The organism is Chitiniphilus purpureus, assembly GCF_025642115.1.
Lineage (GTDB): Bacteria > Pseudomonadota > Gammaproteobacteria > Burkholderiales > Chitinibacteraceae > Chitiniphilus > Chitiniphilus purpureus.
In genome coordinates, this window is record NZ_CP106753.1 from 936,659 (window position 1) to 958,669 (window position 22,011).

21 protein-coding genes and 1 tRNA gene are annotated in these 22,011 nt (G+C 60.8%); 11 read left to right on the forward strand and 11 right to left on the reverse strand.

Going from position 1 to position 22,011, the window contains the following annotated elements:
* Nucleotides 1-516: 516 nt before the first annotated feature.
* The 3 genes from N8I74_RS04065 to N8I74_RS04075 form a co-directional block, all read right to left on the reverse strand.
* Nucleotides 517-1,308 (reverse strand): hypothetical protein, encoded by a 792-nt coding sequence (locus tag N8I74_RS04065; protein ID WP_263125651.1) that lies wholly within the window; start codon nucleotides 1,306-1,308, stop codon nucleotides 517-519.
* A gap of 28 nt (nucleotides 1,309-1,336) precedes the next feature.
* Nucleotides 1,337-1,687 carry a hypothetical protein gene (locus tag N8I74_RS04070; RefSeq protein ID WP_263125652.1) on the reverse strand — a complete coding sequence of 117 codons (351 nt, stop codon included), beginning with the start codon at nucleotides 1,685-1,687 and terminating at the stop codon, nucleotides 1,337-1,339.
* 73 nt (nucleotides 1,688-1,760) lie between these two features.
* Nucleotides 1,761-1,907 carry a hypothetical protein gene (locus N8I74_RS04075; RefSeq protein ID WP_408611931.1) on the reverse strand — a complete coding sequence of 49 codons (147 nt, stop codon included), beginning with the start codon at nucleotides 1,905-1,907 and terminating at the stop codon, nucleotides 1,761-1,763.
* A 348-nt stretch (nucleotides 1,908-2,255) separates the two neighbouring features.
* Between N8I74_RS04075 and N8I74_RS04080 the strand changes: the two genes are divergently transcribed.
* Together N8I74_RS04080 and N8I74_RS04085 are read left to right on the forward strand one after the other, a co-directional pair.
* Nucleotides 2,256-2,903, forward strand: coding sequence for a beta/gamma crystallin family protein (locus N8I74_RS04080; protein ID WP_263125653.1), 648 nt, complete (start codon nucleotides 2,256-2,258; stop codon nucleotides 2,901-2,903).
* 669 nt (nucleotides 2,904-3,572) lie between these two features.
* Nucleotides 3,573-3,794, forward strand: coding sequence for a hypothetical protein (locus N8I74_RS04085; protein WP_263125654.1), 222 nt, complete (start codon nucleotides 3,573-3,575; stop codon nucleotides 3,792-3,794).
* 634 nt (nucleotides 3,795-4,428) lie between these two features.
* On the opposite strand, the gene N8I74_RS04090 is transcribed toward N8I74_RS04085, so the two are convergent.
* The 5 genes from N8I74_RS04090 to N8I74_RS04110 all read right to left on the reverse strand — a co-directional run bounded on the left by N8I74_RS04090 (nucleotide 4,429) and on the right by N8I74_RS04110 (nucleotide 9,749).
* Nucleotides 4,429-5,571, reverse strand: a complete 1,143-nt coding sequence (locus N8I74_RS04090; protein WP_263125655.1) for a protein kinase family protein — start codon at nucleotides 5,569-5,571, stop codon at nucleotides 4,429-4,431.
* 111 nt (nucleotides 5,572-5,682) lie between these two features.
* Nucleotides 5,683-6,549 carry a TIR domain-containing protein gene (locus N8I74_RS04095; protein ID WP_263125656.1) on the reverse strand — a complete coding sequence of 289 codons (867 nt, stop codon included), beginning with the start codon at nucleotides 6,547-6,549 and terminating at the stop codon, nucleotides 5,683-5,685.
* 74 nt (nucleotides 6,550-6,623) lie between these two features.
* The gene (locus N8I74_RS04100) at nucleotides 6,624-7,364 is read right to left on the reverse strand and encodes a type II toxin-antitoxin system death-on-curing family toxin (RefSeq protein WP_263125657.1); all 741 of its coding nucleotides are present in this window, start codon (nucleotides 7,362-7,364) and stop codon (nucleotides 6,624-6,626) included.
* Between the two features lie 1,060 nt (nucleotides 7,365-8,424).
* Nucleotides 8,425-8,501: transfer RNA gene (locus N8I74_RS04105), tRNA-Met, on the reverse strand.
* A gap of 81 nt (nucleotides 8,502-8,582) precedes the next feature.
* Entirely contained in the window at nucleotides 8,583-9,749 is a 1,167-nt protein-coding gene (locus tag N8I74_RS04110; protein ID WP_263125658.1) for a class I SAM-dependent methyltransferase, read from the reverse strand.
* 298 nt (nucleotides 9,750-10,047) lie between these two features.
* Between N8I74_RS04110 and N8I74_RS04115 the strand changes: the two genes are divergently transcribed.
* From N8I74_RS04115 to N8I74_RS04150, 8 genes are all read left to right on the forward strand, one after another.
* Entirely contained in the window at nucleotides 10,048-10,797 is a 750-nt protein-coding gene (locus N8I74_RS04115; protein ID WP_263125659.1) for a pteridine reductase, read from the forward strand.
* 249 nt (nucleotides 10,798-11,046) lie between these two features.
* The gene (gene ttcA / locus N8I74_RS04120) at nucleotides 11,047-11,985 is read left to right on the forward strand and encodes a tRNA 2-thiocytidine(32) synthetase TtcA (protein ID WP_263125660.1); all 939 of its coding nucleotides are present in this window, start codon (nucleotides 11,047-11,049) and stop codon (nucleotides 11,983-11,985) included.
* A 26-nt stretch (nucleotides 11,986-12,011) separates the two neighbouring features.
* Entirely contained in the window at nucleotides 12,012-12,770 is a 759-nt protein-coding gene (locus N8I74_RS04125; protein WP_263125661.1) for a fused MFS/spermidine synthase, read from the forward strand.
* A gap of 100 nt (nucleotides 12,771-12,870) precedes the next feature.
* On the forward strand, nucleotides 12,871-13,365 hold the full coding sequence (locus tag N8I74_RS04130) for an RNA pyrophosphohydrolase (protein WP_263125662.1): 495 nt from the start codon (nucleotides 12,871-12,873) through the stop codon (nucleotides 13,363-13,365).
* Nucleotides 13,334-14,962 carry a sensor histidine kinase gene (locus tag N8I74_RS04135; RefSeq protein ID WP_263125663.1) on the forward strand — a complete coding sequence of 543 codons (1,629 nt, stop codon included), beginning with the start codon at nucleotides 13,334-13,336 and terminating at the stop codon, nucleotides 14,960-14,962. Before N8I74_RS04130 ends, N8I74_RS04135 begins: the two co-directional genes overlap by 32 nt.
* Nucleotides 14,946-16,301: a sigma-54-dependent transcriptional regulator gene (locus tag N8I74_RS04140; RefSeq protein WP_263125664.1), complete on the forward strand. Its 1,356-nt coding sequence runs from the start codon at nucleotides 14,946-14,948 to the stop codon at nucleotides 16,299-16,301. The genes N8I74_RS04135 and N8I74_RS04140 overlap by 17 nt, the downstream gene beginning before the upstream one ends.
* 45 nt (nucleotides 16,302-16,346) lie before the next feature.
* Nucleotides 16,347-16,934 (forward strand): 1,6-anhydro-N-acetylmuramyl-L-alanine amidase AmpD, encoded by a 588-nt coding sequence (gene ampD / locus N8I74_RS04145; protein WP_263126712.1) that lies wholly within the window; start codon nucleotides 16,347-16,349, stop codon nucleotides 16,932-16,934.
* A 28-nt stretch (nucleotides 16,935-16,962) separates the two neighbouring features.
* Nucleotides 16,963-18,858, forward strand: coding sequence for a potassium transporter Kup (locus tag N8I74_RS04150; RefSeq protein WP_263125665.1), 1,896 nt, complete (start codon nucleotides 16,963-16,965; stop codon nucleotides 18,856-18,858).
* Nucleotides 18,859-19,063: 205 nt separating this feature from the next.
* Here N8I74_RS04150 and N8I74_RS04155 read toward each other — a convergent pair whose 3' ends face one another.
* The 3 genes from N8I74_RS04155 to argB all read right to left on the reverse strand — a co-directional run bounded on the left by N8I74_RS04155 (nucleotide 19,064) and on the right by argB (nucleotide 21,204).
* Nucleotides 19,064-19,708, reverse strand: coding sequence for a pyrimidine 5'-nucleotidase (locus N8I74_RS04155; RefSeq protein WP_263125666.1), 645 nt, complete (start codon nucleotides 19,706-19,708; stop codon nucleotides 19,064-19,066).
* Nucleotides 19,709-19,770: 62 nt separating this feature from the next.
* Nucleotides 19,771-20,208, reverse strand: a complete 438-nt coding sequence (locus N8I74_RS04160; RefSeq protein ID WP_263125667.1) for a CBS domain-containing protein — start codon at nucleotides 20,206-20,208, stop codon at nucleotides 19,771-19,773.
* A 117-nt stretch (nucleotides 20,209-20,325) separates the two neighbouring features.
* On the reverse strand, nucleotides 20,326-21,204 hold the full coding sequence (argB, locus tag N8I74_RS04165; RefSeq protein ID WP_263125668.1) for an acetylglutamate kinase: 879 nt from the start codon (nucleotides 21,202-21,204) through the stop codon (nucleotides 20,326-20,328).
* 159 nt (nucleotides 21,205-21,363) lie between these two features.
* On the opposite strand from argB, the gene N8I74_RS04170 reads away from it, so the two are divergent.
* Nucleotides 21,364-22,008, forward strand: a complete 645-nt coding sequence (locus N8I74_RS04170) for a TetR/AcrR family transcriptional regulator (RefSeq protein WP_263125669.1) — start codon at nucleotides 21,364-21,366, stop codon at nucleotides 22,006-22,008.
* Nucleotides 22,009-22,011 lie beyond the last annotated feature (3 nt).

Below are 22,011 nucleotides of genomic sequence, written 5' to 3' on the forward strand. Positions count from 1 at the left end.
GGCGGGTTCAAGGGCGTGCTGCGGATTGCGGGCCTAGCGTAGCGGCAGGGCCCGGCCGTGCAAAGAAGAGAATGACATCTGTATGGTGGCCGACGCTACGGGATCGGGGCCGGTGGGGGCCGCATCCCGGGGGGCGTCAAAACCGAGGGCGCGTGCTGCCGCATATGGCCATACCGCAATCAAGGCGCCTGGTCGACCGCATAGGGCCTTCAGGCAGTAGGGCTTTTGTCATCCAGCGTACCGATCTGTCGGGCCGCTCCTGGCGTGGCGCGCAGGCTGCTCAGGTTTACCGCAAACACGCTGGAACTGCGGTGCCGCAGCGACGCACCACGCTATACCGATGCAGCCGTACGCTGTTGGTGGCGAATATACCCCTGGCCCCACAATGGTGGTCAGAGGCCGGATCTGCCCGTATAAATGCTGCCAGCTATAACCACCCTTGCTGTTGACTGGTGAATGCCCTTGGCTACGTATGTGCTGCCTACTTGTCGGCGGATCGGCAATTGTCTTGTCTGCTTAGCCGTAAAGCCGCCAAAGCCCTGCATCAGGCCAGAGAGCTGTAGATGGCCCGAGCACATGGGTGACAGGGCTCGCAAGGCGATATCTACTTGGCCAAACGCCTGCTGCCAATACGGCTACAACCACCAGCCCACCCCGGCCAGCATCGCCCAGGTGCCCAGGTCGATCAGCCGGGTCTGCAGCACCGCCAGCCACGATTCGCCACAGGCACGGCGGACGGCCTGCGGGAACACCGGCTCCCAGCACTGCAGCAGCGACAGCCAGTTGCCGGTGGCAAAGATCAGCACGGCCGGCGAGATCAGCAACAGCAGGATCAGGACCGTGGAAGGGCCAGAGCAAGCCGGAGGCCGTCTGCACGCTGCGCCAGGGCCAGGAAAACCTGCCGATGGTTTTGGGGCGGGCGGGCAATGATTGCGGGCTTTCCTGCATGAAGCGGCGGATGAATTCCCAACGCTGGCGGATTTCGATATCGGCACGTGCCAGCCTGCCGACGAGTAGCATTTCGATCAACCCATTCGGCGTATCCTGCGGATACCACAGCAACTGCGGAATGCCGACGCTGCCTTCGTCCTTGCCGTCGAAGGCGGTGGTGACCTTGTCCCAATCGAGGGTGATGACCCCGCCGGCATAGCGCGGCCGGTGCAGATGGACCTTACGGTTAACGCGGTCGAAGCGGAGCAGCAGGCGACGCTGGACGAGGGATTCGAGGCGCAGGAATTCGTTGGCGAGGTAGAAATAGGCAATTGCAAACCCGATTTCCAAAGGAAGCAAAATCAGATTAAAGAACAATTCGGAAGCGCTAAGGTCACCTCCGTGATTATCCGCCCCAAAAAATATAGCGGGTATTGCCCCATTTACGAAAAAACATCAATACATAGAACATGATGGTTGCCGGAATTGCGAGCCGTGTCAGCAATCCCCGCTTGTCGTCCAATGGGGTGCGCACACCCATGAACCGCTCGTTGTAGCAATGCCACGAGGCATCCATATCCGGCGTTTCGCTGACCCGGTCATTGAGCCATAAATGCGCGACCCCGGCACCATCACGGCCGGTCTGGCGGATCAATTCGGCATCCATGCCGAACTCGGCGACCATTTTCTCCCTGTGCTTTTTTCCTTCCTCGCTGCGGGTCTGGTCCTGGTGCATCAGTTTTTCGGCAAAGTACATCAGCGTACTCGGCAAAGGCTTGATAGAGCTTGGCCAGCTCTTCCGCTTCGTCCTTGAAGCGGTCGTCGTCAGGTTAGAGCAGCGCATTGATCGCCACAGCCAGCTCGCAATCGACGCGCGATCCCATCGACCAGCCGATTACCTGGCGCGAGAACAGGTTGAATACCACCGCCAGGTAGAGGCAGCCTTCGTGTGTGCGGATGTAGGTAATGTCGGTCATCTGTGCCCGCACCGTCCACGACGGGGGCGGTGACAGCGCACGCGGCACTTCGCACCCAATCCCCGCTCTCTCAGTAACGCCAGCGCGGCGCCACCTCTTCCAAAGCGACGCTACGTTCCCGGTTGCTTCCGCCGCAAATCCGGCACCCGGTCTGCACGGCGCAGCCAATCCTGCCATCAGAGGCATCAGCAAGGCGCTGCCACTTGCGCTTGTCAAAGTTAAGGCTGCCGAAGAATCGAACAAATTTCCTGAAAGATCTGGACATTCATTTCAATCAAATTACTTGCCTAGAATGCCCTCGGCCAACAAAGCCAGCATCAAACCAATAAACTTGAAAGGATGGATGAAATGCGTAAGGCAAAGACGATCTGCATGCTGCTTGCCGCCGGGATCGCGATTCAGGCGAACGCAGCTGTCTTCTATAAGCACAAGGACTACAAGGAGGCCATTTTAGTGGCGAATGGGCCTGTTGCCCGTGTGGACGACAACATCAATGACCAAATTTCTTCGGTCGCCTCCAATCAATGTATTACGCTTTACGAGCATGAGTACTTTGGCGGCATGACGATGAGCTTTATGGGAAGCAAGGCCGACCTTCAGATGTACCCTCTGCAAGATCGGACCACCAGTATCGACGTGTACGATTCAACGATGTGTCAAAAAGCAGTTTTATATGAACACGAAAACTTCAATGCTGAAGGCGGGCGATCATATTCACCGCCATTGAATGTGGCTGTGTCAAACATCGGCGGGTTCATGAATGATCGCACCACATCCATTCAGGTTCCAGATCGCATCTGCCTGGAGGTATGGATCGATGCCCCTCCCAAAGACCCTGCGCTTTACAACGCATGGCGTGCCGCTCCCACGAGGACCTTTTATCCAGGCTCGTACAGCAATATCAGCAATTTAGGCCTGAATGACAAAATCACTGCGGTGAATCAATACAGCTGCAATGCTACCGGTGGGCCTATTGTTGGACCCAACCCGTTCTAGTATCGCATTAGGGCGAGCCTCGAACCGCTCGTGCGGCCGCCCATTCCCACAAGGAGTGGGCTTGGCCGGTCGGTATATCTGACGAAGGATGCGTCTACTACTTATCAGGCCCTACGGGAACCAGCTTCGTAGGTTTCATTCCACCTTCATCCGCATTTACCAGTTCGGGCAAGGCCTAGGGGGTCGGCCCCCTCAGGGGTAGAAGTTCGTACTCCTAAACGTACCCCTTGAAACGACGGCTTGTCATGACGCGTTGTGCGATGACTTGAAAAGTAAAAAGCCCCGGAATCGCTATGGATGTCCGGGGCTTTTAGCATCTCACGATACTTCGTGAAACGCTCTATCGGTGGTATGACGGGAACTTGAAATCGCGCTGTATCCCGCTATTCTGTTGGGTTTTACGGATTTGATAAACATAATGTACCAACAATCCGTATGCCGTGATGTGTAGGTACCAACAACGAGGAGCAAGCAGCAGCGCGAAGCGGTGCTCCCTTGCCTGCCTCCAAAGTGATCCGCGAGCCATCCTAGCCGCTGGGTCGAAGGTGTGGGCTTGGAAGAGGTCTGCGCCCCCGCTGCTCTGGCCGCGAGCACATCCGCGAGCCTGGAAAGGGAGAAGCGCATGTTCCAGCCTTTCGCTATTCACGTAGGGCCAAGGAAGCGCTGTAGGTGATCCAACAACTCACCGGGCAATCCGATCTGGTGTTTGCCGGTGATCATGATCCTAAAGAGCCAATATGCGAAAACACGGTGGATGCAGTATTGCGTCGATTGGGATACGACACAAAGACCGAGATATGGGGATATGGATTTCGTACTATGGCATGCAGTGCTTTTAATGAATCCGGGTATTGGAGCAAAGACGCCATTGAACAGCAAATGAGTCACTAGGAGCGAATGGTGTTCGGGCGACATATATTCATAAAGCGGAATGGATTGCTGAACGTAGAAAGATGATGCAATGGTGAGCGGATTATTTAAGCTATTTACAGAAATCCTGGTATGTCGATCCAGCTGGTTTTAAGTAATAGCTAACAGATAGCGTACCCCTGTATTTTGGGGGTGACTTTAATACCACTTTCTCTTGTGCTCTTGTGTGACCCCTCCGCCCCCACATTTTTGAGTGGTCCCGCTGGTCCCAGTGGCATAAATGCTGGGTTTGCGAGCTGGTCCCGATAGGGCCAAAGTGGTCGGCATGGTCCCAACTTGGTTCCATATTTAATCTTCCGTTAGCGCAGGCAGAGCCAAGGTTCTGTGTGAAGCGTATGCACTTCTGCATGCCGCTACGAGATGGGGCCGGCGGTAAAACGACGGTCGTTTGAGTTTACTTCGGTGGCCGGCTGTGCATAGGAAGTTTTAATACCAGTTTTATTGCATTAGAGAAGTAGACTGGGCTTGTAGTTGATTCCGTAGTGTGGATGATGTTTGGCGTGAAGGGGCGCCGTAGCGGCGGAGCTGAGAAGGGAACCCGCAAGCGCAGCTCGTGGGCAAGTCCCGCTCAACGGAATTGTTAGATTCAATTCGACTAGAACGGGATGTCATCATAAAAACTCGGCGTTGGCTCGGCGTAACGTTTTACGGCATCTAGACGTGCGTGAAGATTGGCGAGTGCAATCCGCTGCTTTTCTAGCGGAGCGCTTCGAAGAAATTGAAGAAATTCTCTAAGTATCAAAGTCTCAAAACCTTGCTTTTTGTAGTAGTACTGTCCAGATATAAGTATTCTGAGCATAGGTGCGCAATCTGGAATCTCGTCTTCCAACATGCAGTTTCGGTACGCCGCCTCTAGTTGGCTCCTGATTCGGTCTAAGTCGTTTATATATTTTGTGCCTACCTCGATCTTCGTTACATGTTGGATGACTGCATTTGCGAAGCATCTGTATGCGTTTTGCTCATTTTCTTCAAATTCAATATCTGCCGAGCGTCGAAGAGTCAGTTCGTTCTTTGCCTCCAGAAAAGAAGAGATTCTTTCTGCTGGGTCTCGGCGACACATGCGCTCCAGCAAAGCTGCATGCTTGAATTGCTCAATGCCAATTTCTGTAATAAGTTTCTCAAAGAGTTTGGCTACAAAATAAACTTCAGTAGTGTGATCGTAAATGCCTTCCGAAAATTCAAGTGGCGGTTCGCACCACCAATTCAAACTAATGCTCTTGTCAAAATCGACCGTAGCCTCAATCTGCTTTCCAAACCCTAGATCGATTATCTTTAGTATTCCATCGTCACGCACCATGACATTTTGCGGGCGAATGTCTCGATGAAGAATTTGTGAGGACTCTAGGTAAGCAAAACCATCAATTGCCTGAATAAATACTTCGTTGACTGTTTCTGGCTTGAAACCAAGGTGTTCTTCAAGATCTAACCCTTGCACATACTCCATAAGGATATAGCCAGTTAGCTTTTCCGGGTAGACGTAATAATTAAAAACGCGGATGACGTTTTGATGATGCACTTCGTGCAACAGTTTTATTTCCCTCAAAAAATTCTTGAAGAGTTTTTGGCGGAGGGATTCGATGATTGGTGAGTATTTCTTGCAAACGAAATTGCTCTCAATCACGTCATCACGAACTAGAACAGTCTCCCCGCACGCGCCGCTACCTAGGCGTTTGACTAGAACGTAATCTCGGCGTCGCAAAAACGGGATAACAGATCCTGGTGTAAGTGTAGTTGTCATGGCGCTTCGAAAATCTAACGTTGGAGGTAATGTGCAGCCGGAGCTGCGAAGCAGCGGAGGGAGCTCAAAGCACAGCTTTGGGCTGTCACGTTGATCGAAAGGTTAGATTTATTATCCCTCATTTAGGCGAACTCTCTCGATAATAAAATCAGCGACTTGCTCGGTTGAAAATCTATTGAGATCAATATAACCGTCGTGAGAGAAAACCCCAGGAATTTCCGCTGTGTCCGAGCGAACGAACATAACTGCATGATCACTTTTGTTATTTATAATTCCTCTAATTGCACGCCATTCGATACCACACCACATTTTCTTTTCATAATCACCAGAAAGAAATATAACTATCAAGTCTGAGTTTCTCAGATAAACAGCCTGAAGGAGATTATCCAAATTTGGTCTGGCCAGTTGTGCAGTGAAATCGTCATCATAAAAAATCGTGCCCGAGGGTAATGAGCCTTTGAGTCGATTGACGATTTCTAAAACCTTGTTTCGGACTTCGCCAGGGAAAGAGAAGGCAACCTTGAATCTAAGCTCTTCCAATTTTCCAGTTCGACCTGCCGGGTTTATGAATTTTTGGTCAATTAGGCTTGCATCGTGTAGGCGTTTGAAGAGATCTTCATCCTTGACAGCCCAATGAGTCCTAGTCATCTCCCATTCGCCAATATCAAGTAATCTAAGTAAGGTGGAAATATCCTCAAATGGAATTGGATTGATTTCAGGCTCGAACTCATATTCAATAAGAATTGACCTGCTTCGTTCTTTTATGGAGCGCAGGTAGCCAACCCTGGCCGGGTGCCTGTCTCCCTCGTATGCAAAAAGACATGGAAATGATTTCAATAGATCAATGTGCTCAGCGGTTAGGGACTTAAAAAGAGTCTTTTCCTTATCATTGGTATATTCCAGAAAACGATCACGAGTGTATTCGTACGCTGGGATATCCCAAGCGCCTTCATGTGCGGTAACGAGGAAGTTGAACATGCTTGATAAGGGCCCGGGAAATCCAACATTGGAAGTAACGGGCCTGCTTTAGCCGGCCCCGTTTGACTGGAGTGTTAGGTTCTTGCTAAGCGACGCAGTGCAACCATATACCGATATATTTGCTCGCGCTCATCACTAACACCTTCACGAAAATCATCCATTGATATGCCCGCTGTGGTCTCGCTTAGCGCTAATTTATTTAGGTATTGTCGAATGACTGGGCCAGACAATTGTTTGGTCGATTTGCTGATTCTTATGCTGTTGGATTTGTTGCTGATTACGTATGCGCCACCACTGGCATTTTTACAGTGTGCGCCAGCTGCTTTGCATTTTTCAATAAAACCGCGAATTTTCATTCCCTGGGCTTTTGTATTAAGGGGGGTTGATTTTTTCTTGATCCATTTGGCAATTTCATCCACAACGACATCTATATGCAGTCCATGATCTTTCTTTGGAAATTCATCGGCTGTAACCGATACAACAAAATCATAAATGGTTTCATCAGATACTGTAGAGTCGAGCCTTTTGTTGTTTCTGTATAGGGCCGTAATTAATGAGACGATGGCAGTTCTTTTGTTTCCATTATGAAATGGATGGTTTTTTGTTAAAGAGTGAAATAAAGCGGCTAGCTTATGTTCAAGAGTGGTATATTTGAAATGACTGCCAACGCCTGTATTTGGGCGTTCACAGGCGGATTCAAGCATTGGCTGTGATTTAATACCCACAGGGGAGATCGGGTCGTTCTCCTGTTCAAAAATTTTTGCCAATTCGATGTGAATATCTTCTACAGCTTTTGAATTTGGTAACCAAACCACGAATATCCCCCCCAAGAACCTAGCAGTTAATAGACTGACAGCTTTGTCAGCACATTTTCAATAAATAAGGACCCGGATAAACGTCTGTATGACCTTGATCTTGTGCGATTTTTCTACAGCGGTGTCCGTATATTCACGCTAATCGTACTAACGCGGCGACTTTGTCGTAGCTCTCGCAACAGAGTGTTTTCTTAAGTTAAAAGTACGTTGGCATGAAGGTGTTTATAGCAGCGTTTTGAGCCGTTTTGCACCTGATTGATAGTGCGCTTCACGCCCGTTTGATCTCTCCAAACCGCTTGTAACGCGCTCATCTGCTGGCCCCCAGCCCTAACCACCCCGCCTCACCCCCGCCCCCGGAAATCCATCCACAGGCGCGTCACACCGGACTGTTGGACATGGCTCCCGTCTCATTCGGAGCACACACCAACATAGAACATTCCTTCCCACGACCTGGGCTTGCCTACCGCTCTGGTGGCACAAGTCGGGGCGGCTGCTGCGCTGGCCGTTGCCGGTGCTGATCGAGCGCCGGGAATTGGGGATCGGGCTGCGCTGTTATGTCCTGGGCGATAACGATCACCGCCGGCGCTGCTGCAGCCGCTGTTGGCCGATCCGGCCAATCTGTTCACCCGGGCTGATGCGGTGTGGCTGCGGCTGAATCACCAGCTGCAGAAGGGCGGTTTCGATCCGGATCGGCTCACCCCGGCCCGGGCGGCCATTCTGGGTGGGCTTTTCCAAGCCACGTTCAATACCAGGTGCGGCCGGGGTGGCGGGTGTCTGCTCCCAGGCAGGGGCGGTGTGGGTTTTACTGGCTGGCCGATCCGGGGCGGTGCCAAGCCAGCGGCATCCCGTGCTGGGGAATGGGATCAAGGCTGGCGTGGCCTGGGATGAGGCGTGATCTGGCGGTTGCGATCGGCGGCTGCCAGGGGGCTGCCTTGCGGGCATCGTGGTTTTCCCGATTTTGTACCGGCGGTGGCCTTTCGTTGCCCCGGAACGAAAAAGCCCCCGGATGCCAAGCATCCGGGGGCTTTTTGACCTGCGCGGTTGCCCGCGCTAGGAGATCTGGTGGCTATGACGGGACTCGAACCTGTGACCCCAGCATTATGAGTGCTGTGCTCTAACCGACTGAGCTACATAGCCATAAGAACCCGGGATTGTGTCGCCCATGCGGCATGCTGTCAAGCTTGGCGTATCGATCGGGGTGGGCGGCCTGGGGATTGTTCAAAGCCGGAACGAGTCGTCCGCATGCCGGAAGCCCGGCAGCAGCGTGGTCAGCGGCAGGTTGCGCGACAGGGCCATTGCCTTGAACAGCTCGCCCATCTCGGCAGGGCTGGTGAGCTTGTGCACGGCGGAGGCCGCCACCGGGTATTGCGCTTCGGGCAGGCGGCCCAGCCGTCCGGTGAGGCCGGTGTCGAGCAGGTACTGGGCCTGGGAGGTATAGCCTTCCAGCTGCAGGCCGGCTGCGTCGGCGGCGCTGTAGACTGCCGAGAAATCCACATGGCAGGTCAGGTCGGCCAGACCGGGCAGGAAGAACGGGTCGTCCAGGCTGTGGTGCCGGTAATGCGCCATCAGCGTGCCGCCGCTGCGCTGCGGATGGTAGTACTCGGATGCGGGAAAGCCATAGTCGATGAACAGCGCCGCGCCGCGCTGCAGCATGTGGCCCACGCTGGCGATAAAGCCATGCATCTGCGGCTGGATCTCGGTGAGGTAGTTGCAGGGCAGGTCGAGCGCGCTGGCCAAGTCGAGCAGGGGCCCCGGCACCAGCAGGCGGTCTTCCCAGGTGAAGCCGTCCTTCCACACCACGCCGCGCTCGAACAGGGCGCCGGCGGCATCGCGGTAGATCAGGTTGCATGGAATGGCATCGAGCACTTCGTTGCCCAGCACGAAACCGTGCAATTGGTCCGGCAGCGTGCTCAGCCAGCTGACCCGGTCCGCCAGATGCGGCACCAGCGTATGCAGCGTGGCGCGTTGGCGGTCGGCCAGCTCGGCCGACAGGTCGACGATCAGGTAGCGCTGCGGCAACTGGTCCAGCCGCTCCAGCTCGGCCAGCACTTGGGCCGCCAATTGGCCGGTGCCGGCCCCGAATTCCAGGATGTCGCCGCCGTTGAGCGCGGCCAGCACCGGTGCGATGGTCTCGGCGACGCAGGCGCCGAACAGCGGCGAGAGTTCCGGCGCGGTGATGAAATCGCCGCCCTGGCCGAATTTGGCCCCGCCGCCGGCGTAGTAGCCCAGCCCCGGGCGATAGAGTGCGAGGGCCATGTAGTCGGCAAACGACAGCCAGCCGCGTTCGACGATGTGGTCGCGCAGCTGGGCGGTGAGCGCTTCGGAGACGCTGAGTGCGTCCGGGTCGGGCTGGGGCAGCGTGGGCCGGTGTTGCGAGGGAATCATCGGGGCGGGAGAATCGGCTAAAACCTAATTCTAGGGCCTGCCGTCACGAGTTTCATGATTGCGCTGCGCCGGCAAGGCGCACGGCGTGGACAGTGGCGGGTTTTTGCCAAGGGGTGCAACGCGGTGGCCGGCGTATCCGGGCCGGCCTTCGGGTTCCGGGCGATCGGGGTGCCTGCGGTGGTGAGACCGGTACATCGCCCGGTCATCTGCGCCGCATCCGGCGCTGCCCGCACACCGCTGCGCAACGCATGACGACAGGCGCCGGATCGGTATACAGGGGCGCGATACGGGAATGGGAATGCAGGACAATCAGCTGGGCAAGGTGGCGCTGGTCACGGGCGGCGCCAAGCGGGTCGGTGCGGGCGTGGTGCGCTTTCTGCATGCGCGCGGTTGGCGAGTGTTGATCCACTACCGCGGCAGTGCGGCAGCGGCGGCCGCGCTTGCGGCCGAGCTCAATGCGCTGCGGCCGGCTTCGGCGGCTACGGTGCAGCTTGATCTGCTGCAGACCGCACGGCTGCCCGAGCTGGTCGCGGCGGCGCTGGAGTGTTTCGGCCGGCTTGATGCGGTGATCAACAACGCTTCGTCGTTCTTTGCCACGCCGGTTGGCGCCTTCACTGAGGCGGCGTGGGACGAGCTGGTGGGGTCCAACCTGAAGGCACCGCTGTTTCTGGCGCAGGCGGCCGCGCCAGCGCTGGCGCACACCGGCGGTGCCATCGTCAGCATCGCCGATATCCATGTCGAGCGGCCCAGCCCGGGGTTCGCGCTCTATACCGCAGCCAAGGCCGGGCTGGTGGCGATGACACGCGGGCTGGCGCGCGAGCTGGCGCCGGCGGTGCGGGTGAATGCGGTGGCCCCGGGTGCCAATCTGTGGCCGGAGAACGAGGCGGTGTTCGACGATGCCGAGCGTGCGCGCATCGAGGCGAGCATTCCGCTCGGGCGCGTGGGGGGGCCGCAGGATCTTGCCCAGGCCATCCATTTCCTGCTGGAGGCGCCGTACCTGACCGGCGTGGTGCTGCCGGTGGACGGTGGGCGCAGCGTGGTGCTTTAGCGCCGCCCGCAACAGCCGTCTGGTAGTGTCGCGCTCCCTTGCCATACCCGTGCTGTGGGTGTTTCACGCTTCCTGCAGGACCGCTGCGCCGGGTTTTGATGGCGGTGCCTACGGTAGCCAAGGCCGTGGCATCGCGGCAGGCCGATCCGGGGCGGTGCCTGGGCAGCGCACGATGCTTGGGGTAAAATCCGCGGCAATTCAATCACCTAGCACGGGGCGCGCGTCGCCCCGCGCTTTTTGGCCCGAACCATGAACGCAGCGACCGAAACCACGGTGTTGTCCGACGCCGACAAGAAAGCCCGCTTCAACTTCAACAAGCTCACCAAATGGCTGCGGCATGCGGTGGGCGACGCGATCAACGACTTCAACATGATCGAACCGGGCGACCGGGTGATGGTGTGCCTGTCCGGCGGCAAGGACAGCTACACCATGCTGGACATCCTGCTGGGGCTGCAGCAGTCCGCGCCGATCGATTTCTCCATCGTTGCGGTCAACCTCGACCAGAAGCAACCCGGCTTTCCCGGGCATGTGCTGCCGCAATACCTGTCGTCGCTGGGGGTGGAGTACCGCATCGTCGAGGAAGACACCTACAGCATCGTCAAGCGGGTGGTGCCCGAGGGCAAGACCACCTGCGGGCTGTGCAGCCGGTTGCGGCGCGGCATCCTCTACCGGGTGGCCGACGAGCTGGGCGCGACCAAGATCGCGCTGGGCCATCATCGCGAGGACATCCTGGAAACGCTGTTCCTCAACATGTTCCACGGCGGCAAGCTCAAGGCGATGCCGCCCAAGCTGGTCAGCGACGATGGCCGCCATGTGGTGATCCGGCCGCTGGCCTATTGCCGCGAGAAGGACATCGCGCGCTACGCCGTCGCCAGGGCGTTTCCGATCATCCCGTGCAACCTGTGCGGCTCGCAGCCCAATCTGCAGCGCCAGGTGATCGGCGAGATGATCGCCGACTGGGACAAGCGCTTCCCGGGGCGCATCGAAAGCATGTTCCGCGCGCTGCGCAATGTGGTCCCGTCGCACCTGGCGGATCCGGCGCTGTACGACTTCGTCAATGCGCGGGCCGACGGGGTGGCACGTGCGGATGGCGACAAGGCGTTCGACCGCGAGAATTTTGCCGAGCCCGGGCGGATCAATATCCTTGCCAGCCGTCCGGACGACGACGACGGCTGCGGGGCACCATAGTGCTGTTCCGTTCCAGACGTACCGCCATGGCGGCGGACGAGCTCGTCATCGATATCTCCGAAGAATTCGGCGTGCGCAAACTGCACTTCGGCCAGGACGATACGCAGAGTGCGATGCGCGTCAGCGACCCGGTCGAGCTGGTGCTGGCCTACACCCGGTGCCTGTTCGGCATCCTGCTGTTCATCGATCCGCCGCGCGAGATGCTGCTGATCGGGCTGGGCGGCGGGTCGATCGCCAAGTGGGTGCATGCGCGGCTGCCGTCCACGCGGCTGACCTGCGTGGAGCTGCACGAACAGGTGGTGAACGTGGCGCGCAGCATGTTCGCGCTGCCGCCGGACGATGCGCGCCTGCAGGTACGGGTGGGCGATGGCGCGGCCCACGTGTACGGCCTGCCGGCCGATTCGACCGACCTGATCGTGATGGATGCCTACTCCGCCACCGGCATCGCCGCGCCGCTGGCATCCGCGGATTTCTTCGCCGCCTGCCGCGAGCGGCTGACCGGTAACGGCGTGCTGGCGGTCAACCTGTGGAGCTCGGACAAGCGTTTCGGCATGTATCGCGAGCGCCTCGGGAGCGCCTTCGATGGCCGGGTGCTCTGCCTGCCGGCAAGGCAGCGGGGCAATGTGATGGCGTTTGCCTTCAACCAGCCGCAGAACAATCCGCAATGGGCGCGGCTGGCCGAGCGCGCCCAGGTGCTCGAAGCCGCCTATGGCCTCGAATTTGCCGAGTTTGTGGCCGACCTGGTGCGGATGAATCCCTACAACGATCGCCGGCTGTTCATTTGATGCGCCGCCGTTCGGGGCTTTCAAAATCCCCGCGGTGGTTTGCAAGCCGCATCGGATGTGAAAAAATTAGCGTTAACTAAAGGTTACAGGGTGAACACCCATGCTTGATCGTGACGGCTATCGCCCGAACGTCGGCATCATCCTTCTCAACCAGGCTGACCAGGTGTTCTGGGGCAAGCGCGTGCGTGAGCACTCGTGGCAGTTCCCACAAGGGGGCATCAAGCAAGGTGAGTCGCCGGAACAGGCGATGTACCGAGAGCTGATGGAAGAAGTCGGCCTGGAGCCACAGCATGTGCGCATTGTCGGGCGCACGCGCGATTGGTTGAAATACGATGTGCCGGCCAATTGGGTGCGCCGCGAATGGCGCGGCACCTACAAGGGGCAAAAACAGATCTGGTTCCTGCTCAGGCTGGTCGGACGCGATTCTGACGTCTGCCTGAGACGCTCGTCGCATCCGGAGTTCGATGCGTGGCGCTGGAACGGCTATTGGGCGCCGCTGGACGCGGTGATCGAATTCAAGCGCGGCGTCTATGAAGCCGCGCTGTCCGAACTGTCGCGTTTCCTTGAAACCGCGCCTATTCGCGCGCAAGGCTGATCCGGCGCCGCCCGCGCCCGGCGGTCGCCATCCGGCCGCCGAGGTGTACTGGCGCTCGCTCAGCCTGCTCAATACCTTCCGGCTGCTGTCGGTGGTGGCGCTGCTGCTGAGCGGCAGCTGGTTCATGCCCCAGACCCTGGATGGCGAGGCCAGGTGGCGGGTGTTCCTGTGGCTGTCGTCCAGCTACACCTTGCTGGCGCTGGTGTTCCTGTTCGGCATCCGGCTGCGCCGCCCGGTGTTCGAGATGCAGCTGACGCTGCACGCGGTCACCGATATCGCCTTCATCGTCGCGCTGGTCCACCTGTTCGGCGGGGTCCGGAGCGGCCTTGGCATCCTGCTGCTGTGTTACCTTGCCGCGGCCGGCCTGATCGCCCGCGGCCGGATGACCTTGTTCCATGCCGCGATCGCCAGCATCGCGCTGCTGACCGAGCATACCGTGCGCCGGCTTTCCGGCGACCCGGCCGCCGGCGACTACGCCAACGTGGTGCTGCTGTGCCTGGCGAGCTTTGCAGTAGCGTGGCTTGCGCATCGTCTGGCGCGCTACGCGAGAGAGAGTGAGGCGCTGGCGCAGCAGCGCGGCGTGGATCTGGAGCAGATGGGCCAGCTGAACGCGCGCATCCTGCAGGACGTGTCCGAGGGCGTGCTGGTGGTGAACGTGCTCGGCCAGGTGCGGCAGTACAACGAACAGGCAGGACGCCTGATCGGTGAGCGCCCCGACTGCCCCATCGCGCTGTCGGCCTTCCTGCCCGAGCTGGAGCAGGTGCTCGCGTGCTGGCGGGAGGACCCGTACGGCACCCCTGCGCTGGTCCAGGCCGGCGCCACGCGCAAGACCCTGCGCCCGCGCTTCGCCCCGGCATCGTTCACCGTCACCGGCGACGTGCTGGTCTATCTGGAAGACATGGACCGGCTGCGTCGCGAGGCGCAGCAGCTCAAGCTCGCGGCGTTGGGCCGGCTGACCGCCAACCTGGCCCACGAGATCCGCAATCCGTTGGGTGCCATTTCCCATGCCGCGCAACTGCTGGCCGAGGAGGCGGACGATGATCCGCTCAAGGCGCGACTGACCCGCATCATCGGCGAGAACACCGGGCGGCTGGAGCGGATGGTGGCCGATGTGCTGGAGCTGAACCGGCGCGACCGGCTGGAACGGGCGCTGATCCCGTTGCACGGGTGGCTGGCGAGCTTCCTGGACGACGTGCGCCAAGTGGAGAACATCAGCATCCGAATCGATTGTGTGTGTCCGGCTGAGGCACAGATCCGCTTCGACCCGGGCCACCTGCACCAGGTGCTGTGGAACCTGGTGCGCAACGGCTGGCGCTATTGCACCAAGCAGCCGGGCAGCCTGCGTCTCATGGTCGAGATGGACGATGACGGCCATTGGCGCCTGGACGTGCTGAACGACGGTCCGCCGGTGCCGGTCGATGCGCAAAGCCAGCTGTTCGAGCCGTTTTTCACCACCGAATCGAAAGGCACCGGGCTCGGCCTGTATATTGCACGCGAGATCTGCGCGGCCAATTCGGCGTGGCTGGAATATATACCGGCGCGGCATGGGGCATGCTTCAGGATCGTGTTCGAGGTCGACAATGGCGAGAAAGGCTAGGAACGGGCGGCGGGTGCTGGTGGTCGACGACGAGGTCGACCTCGCCGAGCTCTTGGAACTGACACTGATCAAGATGGGGCTGGACGTGGATACCGCGCATGGCGTGGCCGAGGCCCGCGCCGCGCTGGCGCGCACCCGCTACGATCTGGTGCTGACCGACATGCGCATGCCCGACGGCGAGGGGCTGGAGATCGTCGAATACATCGAGCGCGAGCGGCTCGATATCCCGGTGGCGGTGATCACCGCCTACGGCAGCATGCAGAATGCGGTGGCCGCACTCAAGGCCGGCGCGTTCGACTACCTGGCCAAACCGCTTGCGCTCGACCAGCTGCGCACGCTGGTCAAGTCGGCGCTCAACCTGGAGGAGGCGCCTGCCGAGGCGGGCCCGCTGCCGGATCGGCCGCTGCTGGGCGATTCCCCGGCCATCCGCCAAGTGCTGGAGCTGGTGGAAAAGCTCGCGCGCAGCCAGGCGCCGGTGTACATCACCGGCGAATCGGGCAGCGGCAAGGAGCGGGCGGCACGGCTGATCCACGCGCGTGGCAGCCGCGCCGACAAGCCCTTCGTGGCCGTCAACTGCGGTGCGATCCCGGAGAACCTGATGGAAAGCGAGTTCTTCGGCTATCGCAAGGGCGCCTTCACCGGCGCCGACCAGGATCGCGAGGGCTTCTTCCAGGCGGCGGCCGGCGGCACATTGTTCCTGGACGAGGTGGCCGATCTGCCGCTGGTGATGCAGGTGAAGCTGCTGCGGGCGATCCAGGAGCGCAAGGTGCGCAAGGTCGGCAGCACGGTGGAAGAGCCGGTCGACGTCAGGCTGATCTCGGCCACCCATCAGAATCTGGCGCGCTGTGTCGAGGACGGCCGCTTCCGGCAGGATCTGTACTATCGCCTGAACGTGATCGAGCTGAAGATGCCGCCGCTGCGCGAGATGGGCGAGGACGTGGTGCTGATCGCCCGCCAGTTGCTCGGCCGGTTGGCGGTGCAGAACGGCCAGACCGTGCCGGCGCTTGCAGACGACGCGCTGGCGGCGCTGCGCAGCTACGCGTTTCCCGGCAATGTACGTGAGCTGGAGAACACGCTGGAGCGTGCGCTGGCGCTGTCGGACGGATCAGCGATCACCGCCTTCGACCTGCAGCTTTCGCCGCAGCGGCTGGACGATGAAACGGGTGGGGGTGCGGATTGTCCGTTGCAGGACCATCTGGACCGGGTCGAGCGGGCCGCCATCCTCGATGCGCTGGAAAAGACCGGTGGCAACCGCACCCAGGCGGCCAAGCTGCTGGGGGTGACCTTCCGTTCGCTGCGCTATCGGATGGACCGGCTTGGACTGGCGGGCAAGGATTGAGCCGTGGCCGTCCGGCCACTGCAGGGCGCGCTGAGCGAGGACGTGATGCAATTGACGATCGACGCGGACGGCGTGTGCCAGGGCGCGCGCCAGGTGCCGAGCCCCAACCACGATGCCCGTCCGGCGGGGGAGGCGGTGTCGCTGGTGGTGATCCACAACATCAGCCTGCCGCCCGGCCAGTTCGGCGGGGACGACATCGAGCGCCTGTTCACCAACCGGATCGATCCGCAGGCGCATCCGGGCTATGACGAGCTGGCGCGGTTGCGGGTCTCTGCCCACTTTGTGATCCGGCGCGACGGTGCGCTGGTGCAGTTCGTGCCGGCCGGGGCGCGTGCGTGGCATGCGGGGGTCTCGAACTGGTGCGGCCGCGAGCGCTGCAATGATTTCTCGGTCGGCATCGAGCTTGAGGGGAGCGACCACGTGCCGTTCGCCGGACCGCAGTACGCCACCTTGCTGCCGCTGCTGGCCGCGCTGGCCGCGCGCTATCCGCTGCAGGCGATCGCGGGGCACAGCGAGATCGCGCCGGGGCGCAAGACCGATCCTGGCCCCTGGTTCGATTGGGCGCGCGTCCATGCTGCATTGCCGCAACTGCGGACCACGTTTTCGGCGCTTCCGGGGACCCCGACGCTATAATCCGGCCACCCTGTTCGACCCGAGCCAAATGAATCCATCCAACCCCGGCGCCGCGCCTTCCGGCAAGGCTGCGATCACGCTGGCCGCATTGGGCGTCGTCTACGGCGACATCGGCACCAGCCCGCTCTACACGCTCAAGGAATGCCTGAACGGCCACGTGCCGCTGCCCATCGTGGCCGAGAACGTGCTCGGCATCCTGTCCATGGTGTTCTGGGGGCTGATGCTGGTGGTGTCGGCCAAGTATGTGGTGCTGATCCTGCGCGCCGACAACCGTGGCGAAGGCGGCGTGCTGGCGCTGATGGCGCTGGCGTTGCGCGAAGCCGGCGCCGGCACCCGGCGCGCCTTGCTGTACACAGTGCTGGGCATCTTCGGCGCGGCGCTGTTCTACGGCGACAGCATCATCACGCCGGCGATCTCGGTGCTCTCGGCGCTGGAGGGCATCGGCGTGGTGTCCCACCGCTTTGACCCTTATATCGTGCCGCTGACCATCGGCATCCTGATCGCGCTGTTCCTGCTGCAGATGCGCGGCACTGCCAGCGTCGGCCGGCTGTTCGGGCCGATCATGGTGCTGTGGTTCGTGACGCTGGGTGCGCTTGGCCTGTGGCAGATCATCAAGATGCCGGAGGTGCTGGCGGCCATCAATCCGCTCTACGCCTGGCGCTTCGTCACCCACCATGCCTGGCAGGCCTTCGTGCTGCTCGGCGCGGTGGTGCTGGCGTTGACCGGTGCCGAGGCGCTGTATGCCGACATGGGCCACTTCGGGCGCCCGGCGATCCGGCGCGCCTGGTTCGGCCTGGTGCTGCCGGCACTGGTGCTCAATTATTTCGGCCAGGGCGCGCTGCTGCTCTCCAATCCGGCGGCGATCAAGAACCCGTTCTTCCTGCTGGCGCCGTCCTGGGGCGTGCTGCCGCTGGTGGTGTTGGCGACCCTGGCGACGGTGATCGCGTCGCAGGCAGTGATCTCGGGCGCGTATTCGGTGACCAGCCAGGCGATCCAGCTGGGATTCGCCCCGCGCATGGACATCGAGCACACCTCCGATACCGAGATCGGCCAGATCTACATGCCCGGCATCAACTGGTTCCTGCTGGTCTCGGTGATCGTGCTGGTGCTGCTGTTCCGCACTTCGGGCAATCTTGCCTCCGCGTACGGCTTCGCCGTCACCTGCACCATGGTGATGACCACCCTGCTGGCCTTCGTGGTGCTGGGCCGGCGTTTCAGCGGCCCGTGGCGCATCGGCATCTTCGCGCTGCTGGGGGTGATGCTGGTGATCGATCTGCTGCTGTTCTCGTCCAATGCGCTCAAGATCCACGAGGGCGGCTGGTTCCCGCTGCTGGTGGGGATGATCGCCTTCACGCTGATGATGACCTGGAAGCGCGGCCGGGTGATGCTCAACGAGCGCCTGCACCAGGGCGAGCTGCCGCTGGAGGGCTTCGTCGAGATGCTGGAGGCGAGCCCGCCGCAGCGGGTGGAGGGCACGGCCATCTTCATGACCGGCAGCGCCGAGCGGGTGCCGCATGCGCTCCTGCACAACCTCAAGCACAACAAGGTGCTGCACGAGCAGGTGGTGCTGATGACGATCCAGAGCGCGGACATTCCCTACGTGACCACGCGCGAACGGGTGGCGGTGCGCCGGCTGGGGGCCACCTTCTACCAGATCGTCGCCACCTATGGCTTCAAGGAAGAGCCCAGCGTGCCGGCCATCCTGCGGCAGGTGGCCGAGCTGCAGCCGGAACTGGACCTCGATCCGATGCAGACCTCGTTCTTCCTGTCACGCGAGACCATCGTCGCGGCCAAGTATCCGGAAATGGCGCTCTGGCGGCGCAAGCTGTTTGCGCTGATGAACCGCAATGCGTTGCGGGCCACCACCTTCTTCAAGATCCCGCCCAACCGCGTGGTGGAGATGGGGATGCAGGTGGAGCTGTAGCGGCCGGGAGGCGGAAGCAGACCCAGGGCGTCAACTGACACCCCGGGTCTTGAGACACCGGGGGCACAGAGCAGGACAGCGGTGGACGGAAGGCGCACTGCACCTGTCTTCAATGGGGCGGAGCCGCTGTAGGCCACACCGATCTGCCTCTCTGCTTCGGTTTTTCCCGTGGAACCCGGTGCCCCTGTGTTTCAGGGTCCAGGGTTCAGCGCTGCCGACCCAGCCGGCCTGGCAACTGGTGCAAGCCGGTCAAGAGGTAGTCCACCGCCGCATGGCCGCGCCGATGGGGGCGCAGCCAGACGGTGCGCATGCGCAGGCGCTTGGCCGTCGTCAGATTGTCCACACTGTCCTCCACCATCACGCAGCGGCGCGGGTCGAGCCGGTAGCGTGCCAGCAGTTGCCGATACCCCGCGGCGAAGGGCTTGGGGGTCAGCCGCAATGCATCCACGCCGACCACCGCATCGAAGTGCCGCGACACCCCGAGCGCGGCCAGCATTGCCCGGCCGTACGCGGTCGAGCCGTTGGTGAACAGGATCTTGCGCCCTCGCAACCGCCGCAGCGTGCGCGCCAAGCCCGGCACCGGGTGCACGGTTTCGAGCAGGCGCGGCAGCGGGTGGGCGGCGGCAAGGAAGTGATGCGGGTCAAGCTGCGGATGGTGCCGCTTCAGCCCGAGGATGGTGGCGCCGTAGCGCTGCCAGTAACGGCGACGCAGCTCGTCTGCCGCATGCGGCGCAATGGCGAGATTGGCGGCGATCCAGGCGGTCATCTCGGCATCGATGATGGGGAACACGTGCCTGTGCGCGTGGTGCAGCGTGTTGTCCAGGTCGAACAGCCAGATCGGATGCGGCATACGGGCGCGGTGGATATGAAAAAAGCCGGCCGGGCCGGCTTGCGGTGCGGGGGCCTTGGCGGCTAGCGCGGGCCGTAGATGTAATGCGAGAGCTGATCGATGGTGAACTGCTGGTCGGCCATCTTCTCGCGCACCAGGTCGCCGATCGACAGCACGCCGCACACCCGCTCGCCATCCAGCACCGGCAGATGGCGGATGCGCTTCTCGGTGATCAGGCCCAGACACGTATCGACCGGTGTATCGGGCGCCACCACCACCAGCTTGCGCGTCATGATCTCCGAGACCGGCGTGCCGGCCGAGGTCTTGCCCATCAGCACCACCTTGCGGGCATAGTCGCGTTCGGAAAAGATGCCCACCAACTGTTGCCCCTCCATCACCAGCACGGCGCCGACGTTCTTTTCCGCCATCAGCTGCAATGCCTGGTAGACCGTGGCCTGCGGCGAGATCGAGATCGTGTCGCGCAGGGATTTCTCATCCAGCAAATGACGTGCGGTCTTCATCGGAGCGGCCTCGCGGGGGTGGATGGACGGTCATTCCAATCTAGCCAGCCGGGTAAAACTTGCAAGCGGGCGGACGGCAGCGCCGGCTAGGGATTTTCCCTGCCGCCGCGGCGCGGCCTACTTGGCCCGGATCATCGTGCCCACGCCCTGCTCGGTCAAGACCTCGAGCAGCAGCGCGTGCTTCACCCGGCCGTCGATGATGTGCACCGAGTTGACGCCGCTCTTGGCGGCATCCAGTGCCGAGGCGATCTTGGGCAGCATGCCGCCGGAGATGGTGCCGTCGGCGAACAGCTCGTCGATGCGGCGCGCGGTCAGCTTGGTCAACAGGTTGCCGTCCTTGTCGAGCACGCCCGGCGTGTTGGTCATCAGGATCAGCTTCTCGGCGTGCAGCACTTCGGCCAGCTTGCCGGCGACGAGGTCGGCATTGATGTTGTAGCTCTCGCCGCTGGCGTCGACCCCGATCGGCGCGATCACTGGGATGAAGTCGGCAGCATCGAGGTGGGCGACGATGGATGGATCGATCTTCTCGATCTCGCCGACCTGGCCGATATCGACCAGCTCGTCGGCGTTGGCGCCCTTGAGGAACATCTTGCGCGCGCGGATGAAGTGGCCGTCCTGGCCGGTCAAGCCGACGGCCTTGCCGCCGTGCTTGTTGATCATCGACACGATTTCCTTGTTCACATGGCCGCCCAGCACCATCTCGACCACGTCCATGGTCTCGGCGTCGGTCACGCGCATGCCCTGGATGAACTCGCCCTTCTTGCCGATGCGATCGAGCAGGTCGTTGATCTGCGGGCCGCCGCCATGCACCACCACCGGATTCATCCCCACCAGCTTGAGCAGCACCACGTCCTGGGCGAAGCCTTCCTTCAGTTCCTCGTCGATCATGGCGTTGCCGCCGTACTTGATCACGATGGTCTTGTCGAAGAAGCGCTGGATGTAGGGCAGCGCTTCGGAAAGGATGTTGGCTTTGTCCTGCGGGGTGGCGACGGTCATGGCGGCTCCTGGAACTGAGGCTGACGGTTGAACGCTGCGGATTGTAACGCCGGCGCCGCTGCGCACGTGTATCCGTTTGCGTAGTCGAGGCAGCGATTGACAGCGGCATTTGCCACCCGAAATAATAAATGAACATTAATTTATTAACTTGCTGCCACGATGCATGACTGCCCGTTCGCCAAGCGCTGGTCCCGGCGCAAGGCCGCGCGGCCCCAGGAGATCCTGGAGGCGGCGCTTGATCTGTTTGCCGAGAAGGGATACGCCGCCACCAAGATGGGCGATATCGCCAAGCGTGCCGGGGTCACCTGCGGCACGCCCTATCGCTACTTCAAGAGCAAGGAGGAGATCTTCGCCTCGCTGATCCGTGAGCTGGTGCTGCCCAAGCTCGCGCTGGGCGAATCCTTGCTGGCCGAGCCGGACGTGGGCGCCGCGGCGCGCCTGCGCACCTTCCTCTTCACCTGGTGGACGCAGATCGGCGAGAGCCGGTTGTCCGCGCTGCCCAAGCTGATGGTCGCCGAGGCGAAGAACTTTCCCGAGGTGGCCGAGCTGTACCAGAAGGAATTCATCCAGCCGGGCCAGGCGCTGTTGAAGCGTGTGGTCGAGGACGGCATCGCCCGCGGCGAGTTCCGTGCCGTGCCAGTCGAGCATGCGGTGCAGACGCTGATGTCGCCCGTGGTGATGCTGATGATCTGGCAACACTCGCTTGTGCCCTGTTTCGACCCCGATGCCGATCCGCGCAGCTACCTGGAGGCCATGCTGGACCTCGTGCTGCACGGCCTGATGCCCCGTTCCGCCATTGCCTGAAGG

What these genes read in the sequence shown, in the direction of transcription:
- N8I74_RS04115 (WP_263125659.1), top strand. Translation starts at nt 10,048, where the DNA reads ATGCAGGACAATCAGCTGGGCAAGGTGGCGCTGGTCACGGGCGGCGCC.
- N8I74_RS04110 (WP_263125658.1), bottom strand. Translation starts at nt 9,749, where the DNA reads ATGATTCCCTCGCAACACCGGCCCACGCTGCCCCAGCCCGACCCGGAC.
- N8I74_RS04170 (WP_263125669.1), top strand. Translation starts at nt 21,364, where the DNA reads ATGCATGACTGCCCGTTCGCCAAGCGCTGGTCCCGGCGCAAGGCCGCG.
- N8I74_RS04155 (WP_263125666.1), bottom strand. Translation starts at nt 19,708, where the DNA reads ATGCCGCATCCGATCTGGCTGTTCGACCTGGACAACACGCTGCACCAC.
- N8I74_RS04150 (WP_263125665.1), top strand. Translation starts at nt 16,963, where the DNA reads ATGAATCCATCCAACCCCGGCGCCGCGCCTTCCGGCAAGGCTGCGATC.
- N8I74_RS04095 (WP_263125656.1), bottom strand. Translation starts at nt 6,549, where the DNA reads ATGTTCAACTTCCTCGTTACCGCACATGAAGGCGCTTGGGATATCCCA.
- N8I74_RS04090 (WP_263125655.1), bottom strand. Translation starts at nt 5,571, where the DNA reads ATGACAACTACACTTACACCAGGATCTGTTATCCCGTTTTTGCGACGC.
- N8I74_RS04160 (WP_263125667.1), bottom strand. Translation starts at nt 20,208, where the DNA reads ATGAAGACCGCACGTCATTTGCTGGATGAGAAATCCCTGCGCGACACG.
- N8I74_RS04075 (WP_408611931.1), bottom strand. Translation starts at nt 1,907, where the DNA reads ATGACCGACATTACCTACATCCGCACACACGAAGGCTGCCTCTACCTG.
- N8I74_RS04140 (WP_263125664.1), top strand. Translation starts at nt 14,946, where the DNA reads ATGGCGAGAAAGGCTAGGAACGGGCGGCGGGTGCTGGTGGTCGACGAC.
- ttcA (WP_263125660.1), top strand. Translation starts at nt 11,047, where the DNA reads ATGAACGCAGCGACCGAAACCACGGTGTTGTCCGACGCCGACAAGAAA.
- N8I74_RS04080 (WP_263125653.1), top strand. Translation starts at nt 2,256, where the DNA reads ATGCGTAAGGCAAAGACGATCTGCATGCTGCTTGCCGCCGGGATCGCG.
- argB (WP_263125668.1), bottom strand. Translation starts at nt 21,204, where the DNA reads ATGACCGTCGCCACCCCGCAGGACAAAGCCAACATCCTTTCCGAAGCG.
- N8I74_RS04125 (WP_263125661.1), top strand. Translation starts at nt 12,012, where the DNA reads ATGGCGGCGGACGAGCTCGTCATCGATATCTCCGAAGAATTCGGCGTG.
- N8I74_RS04130 (WP_263125662.1), top strand. Translation starts at nt 12,871, where the DNA reads ATGCTTGATCGTGACGGCTATCGCCCGAACGTCGGCATCATCCTTCTC.
- ampD (WP_263126712.1), top strand. Translation starts at nt 16,347, where the DNA reads ATGCAATTGACGATCGACGCGGACGGCGTGTGCCAGGGCGCGCGCCAG.
- N8I74_RS04070 (WP_263125652.1), bottom strand. Translation starts at nt 1,687, where the DNA reads ATGTACTTTGCCGAAAAACTGATGCACCAGGACCAGACCCGCAGCGAG.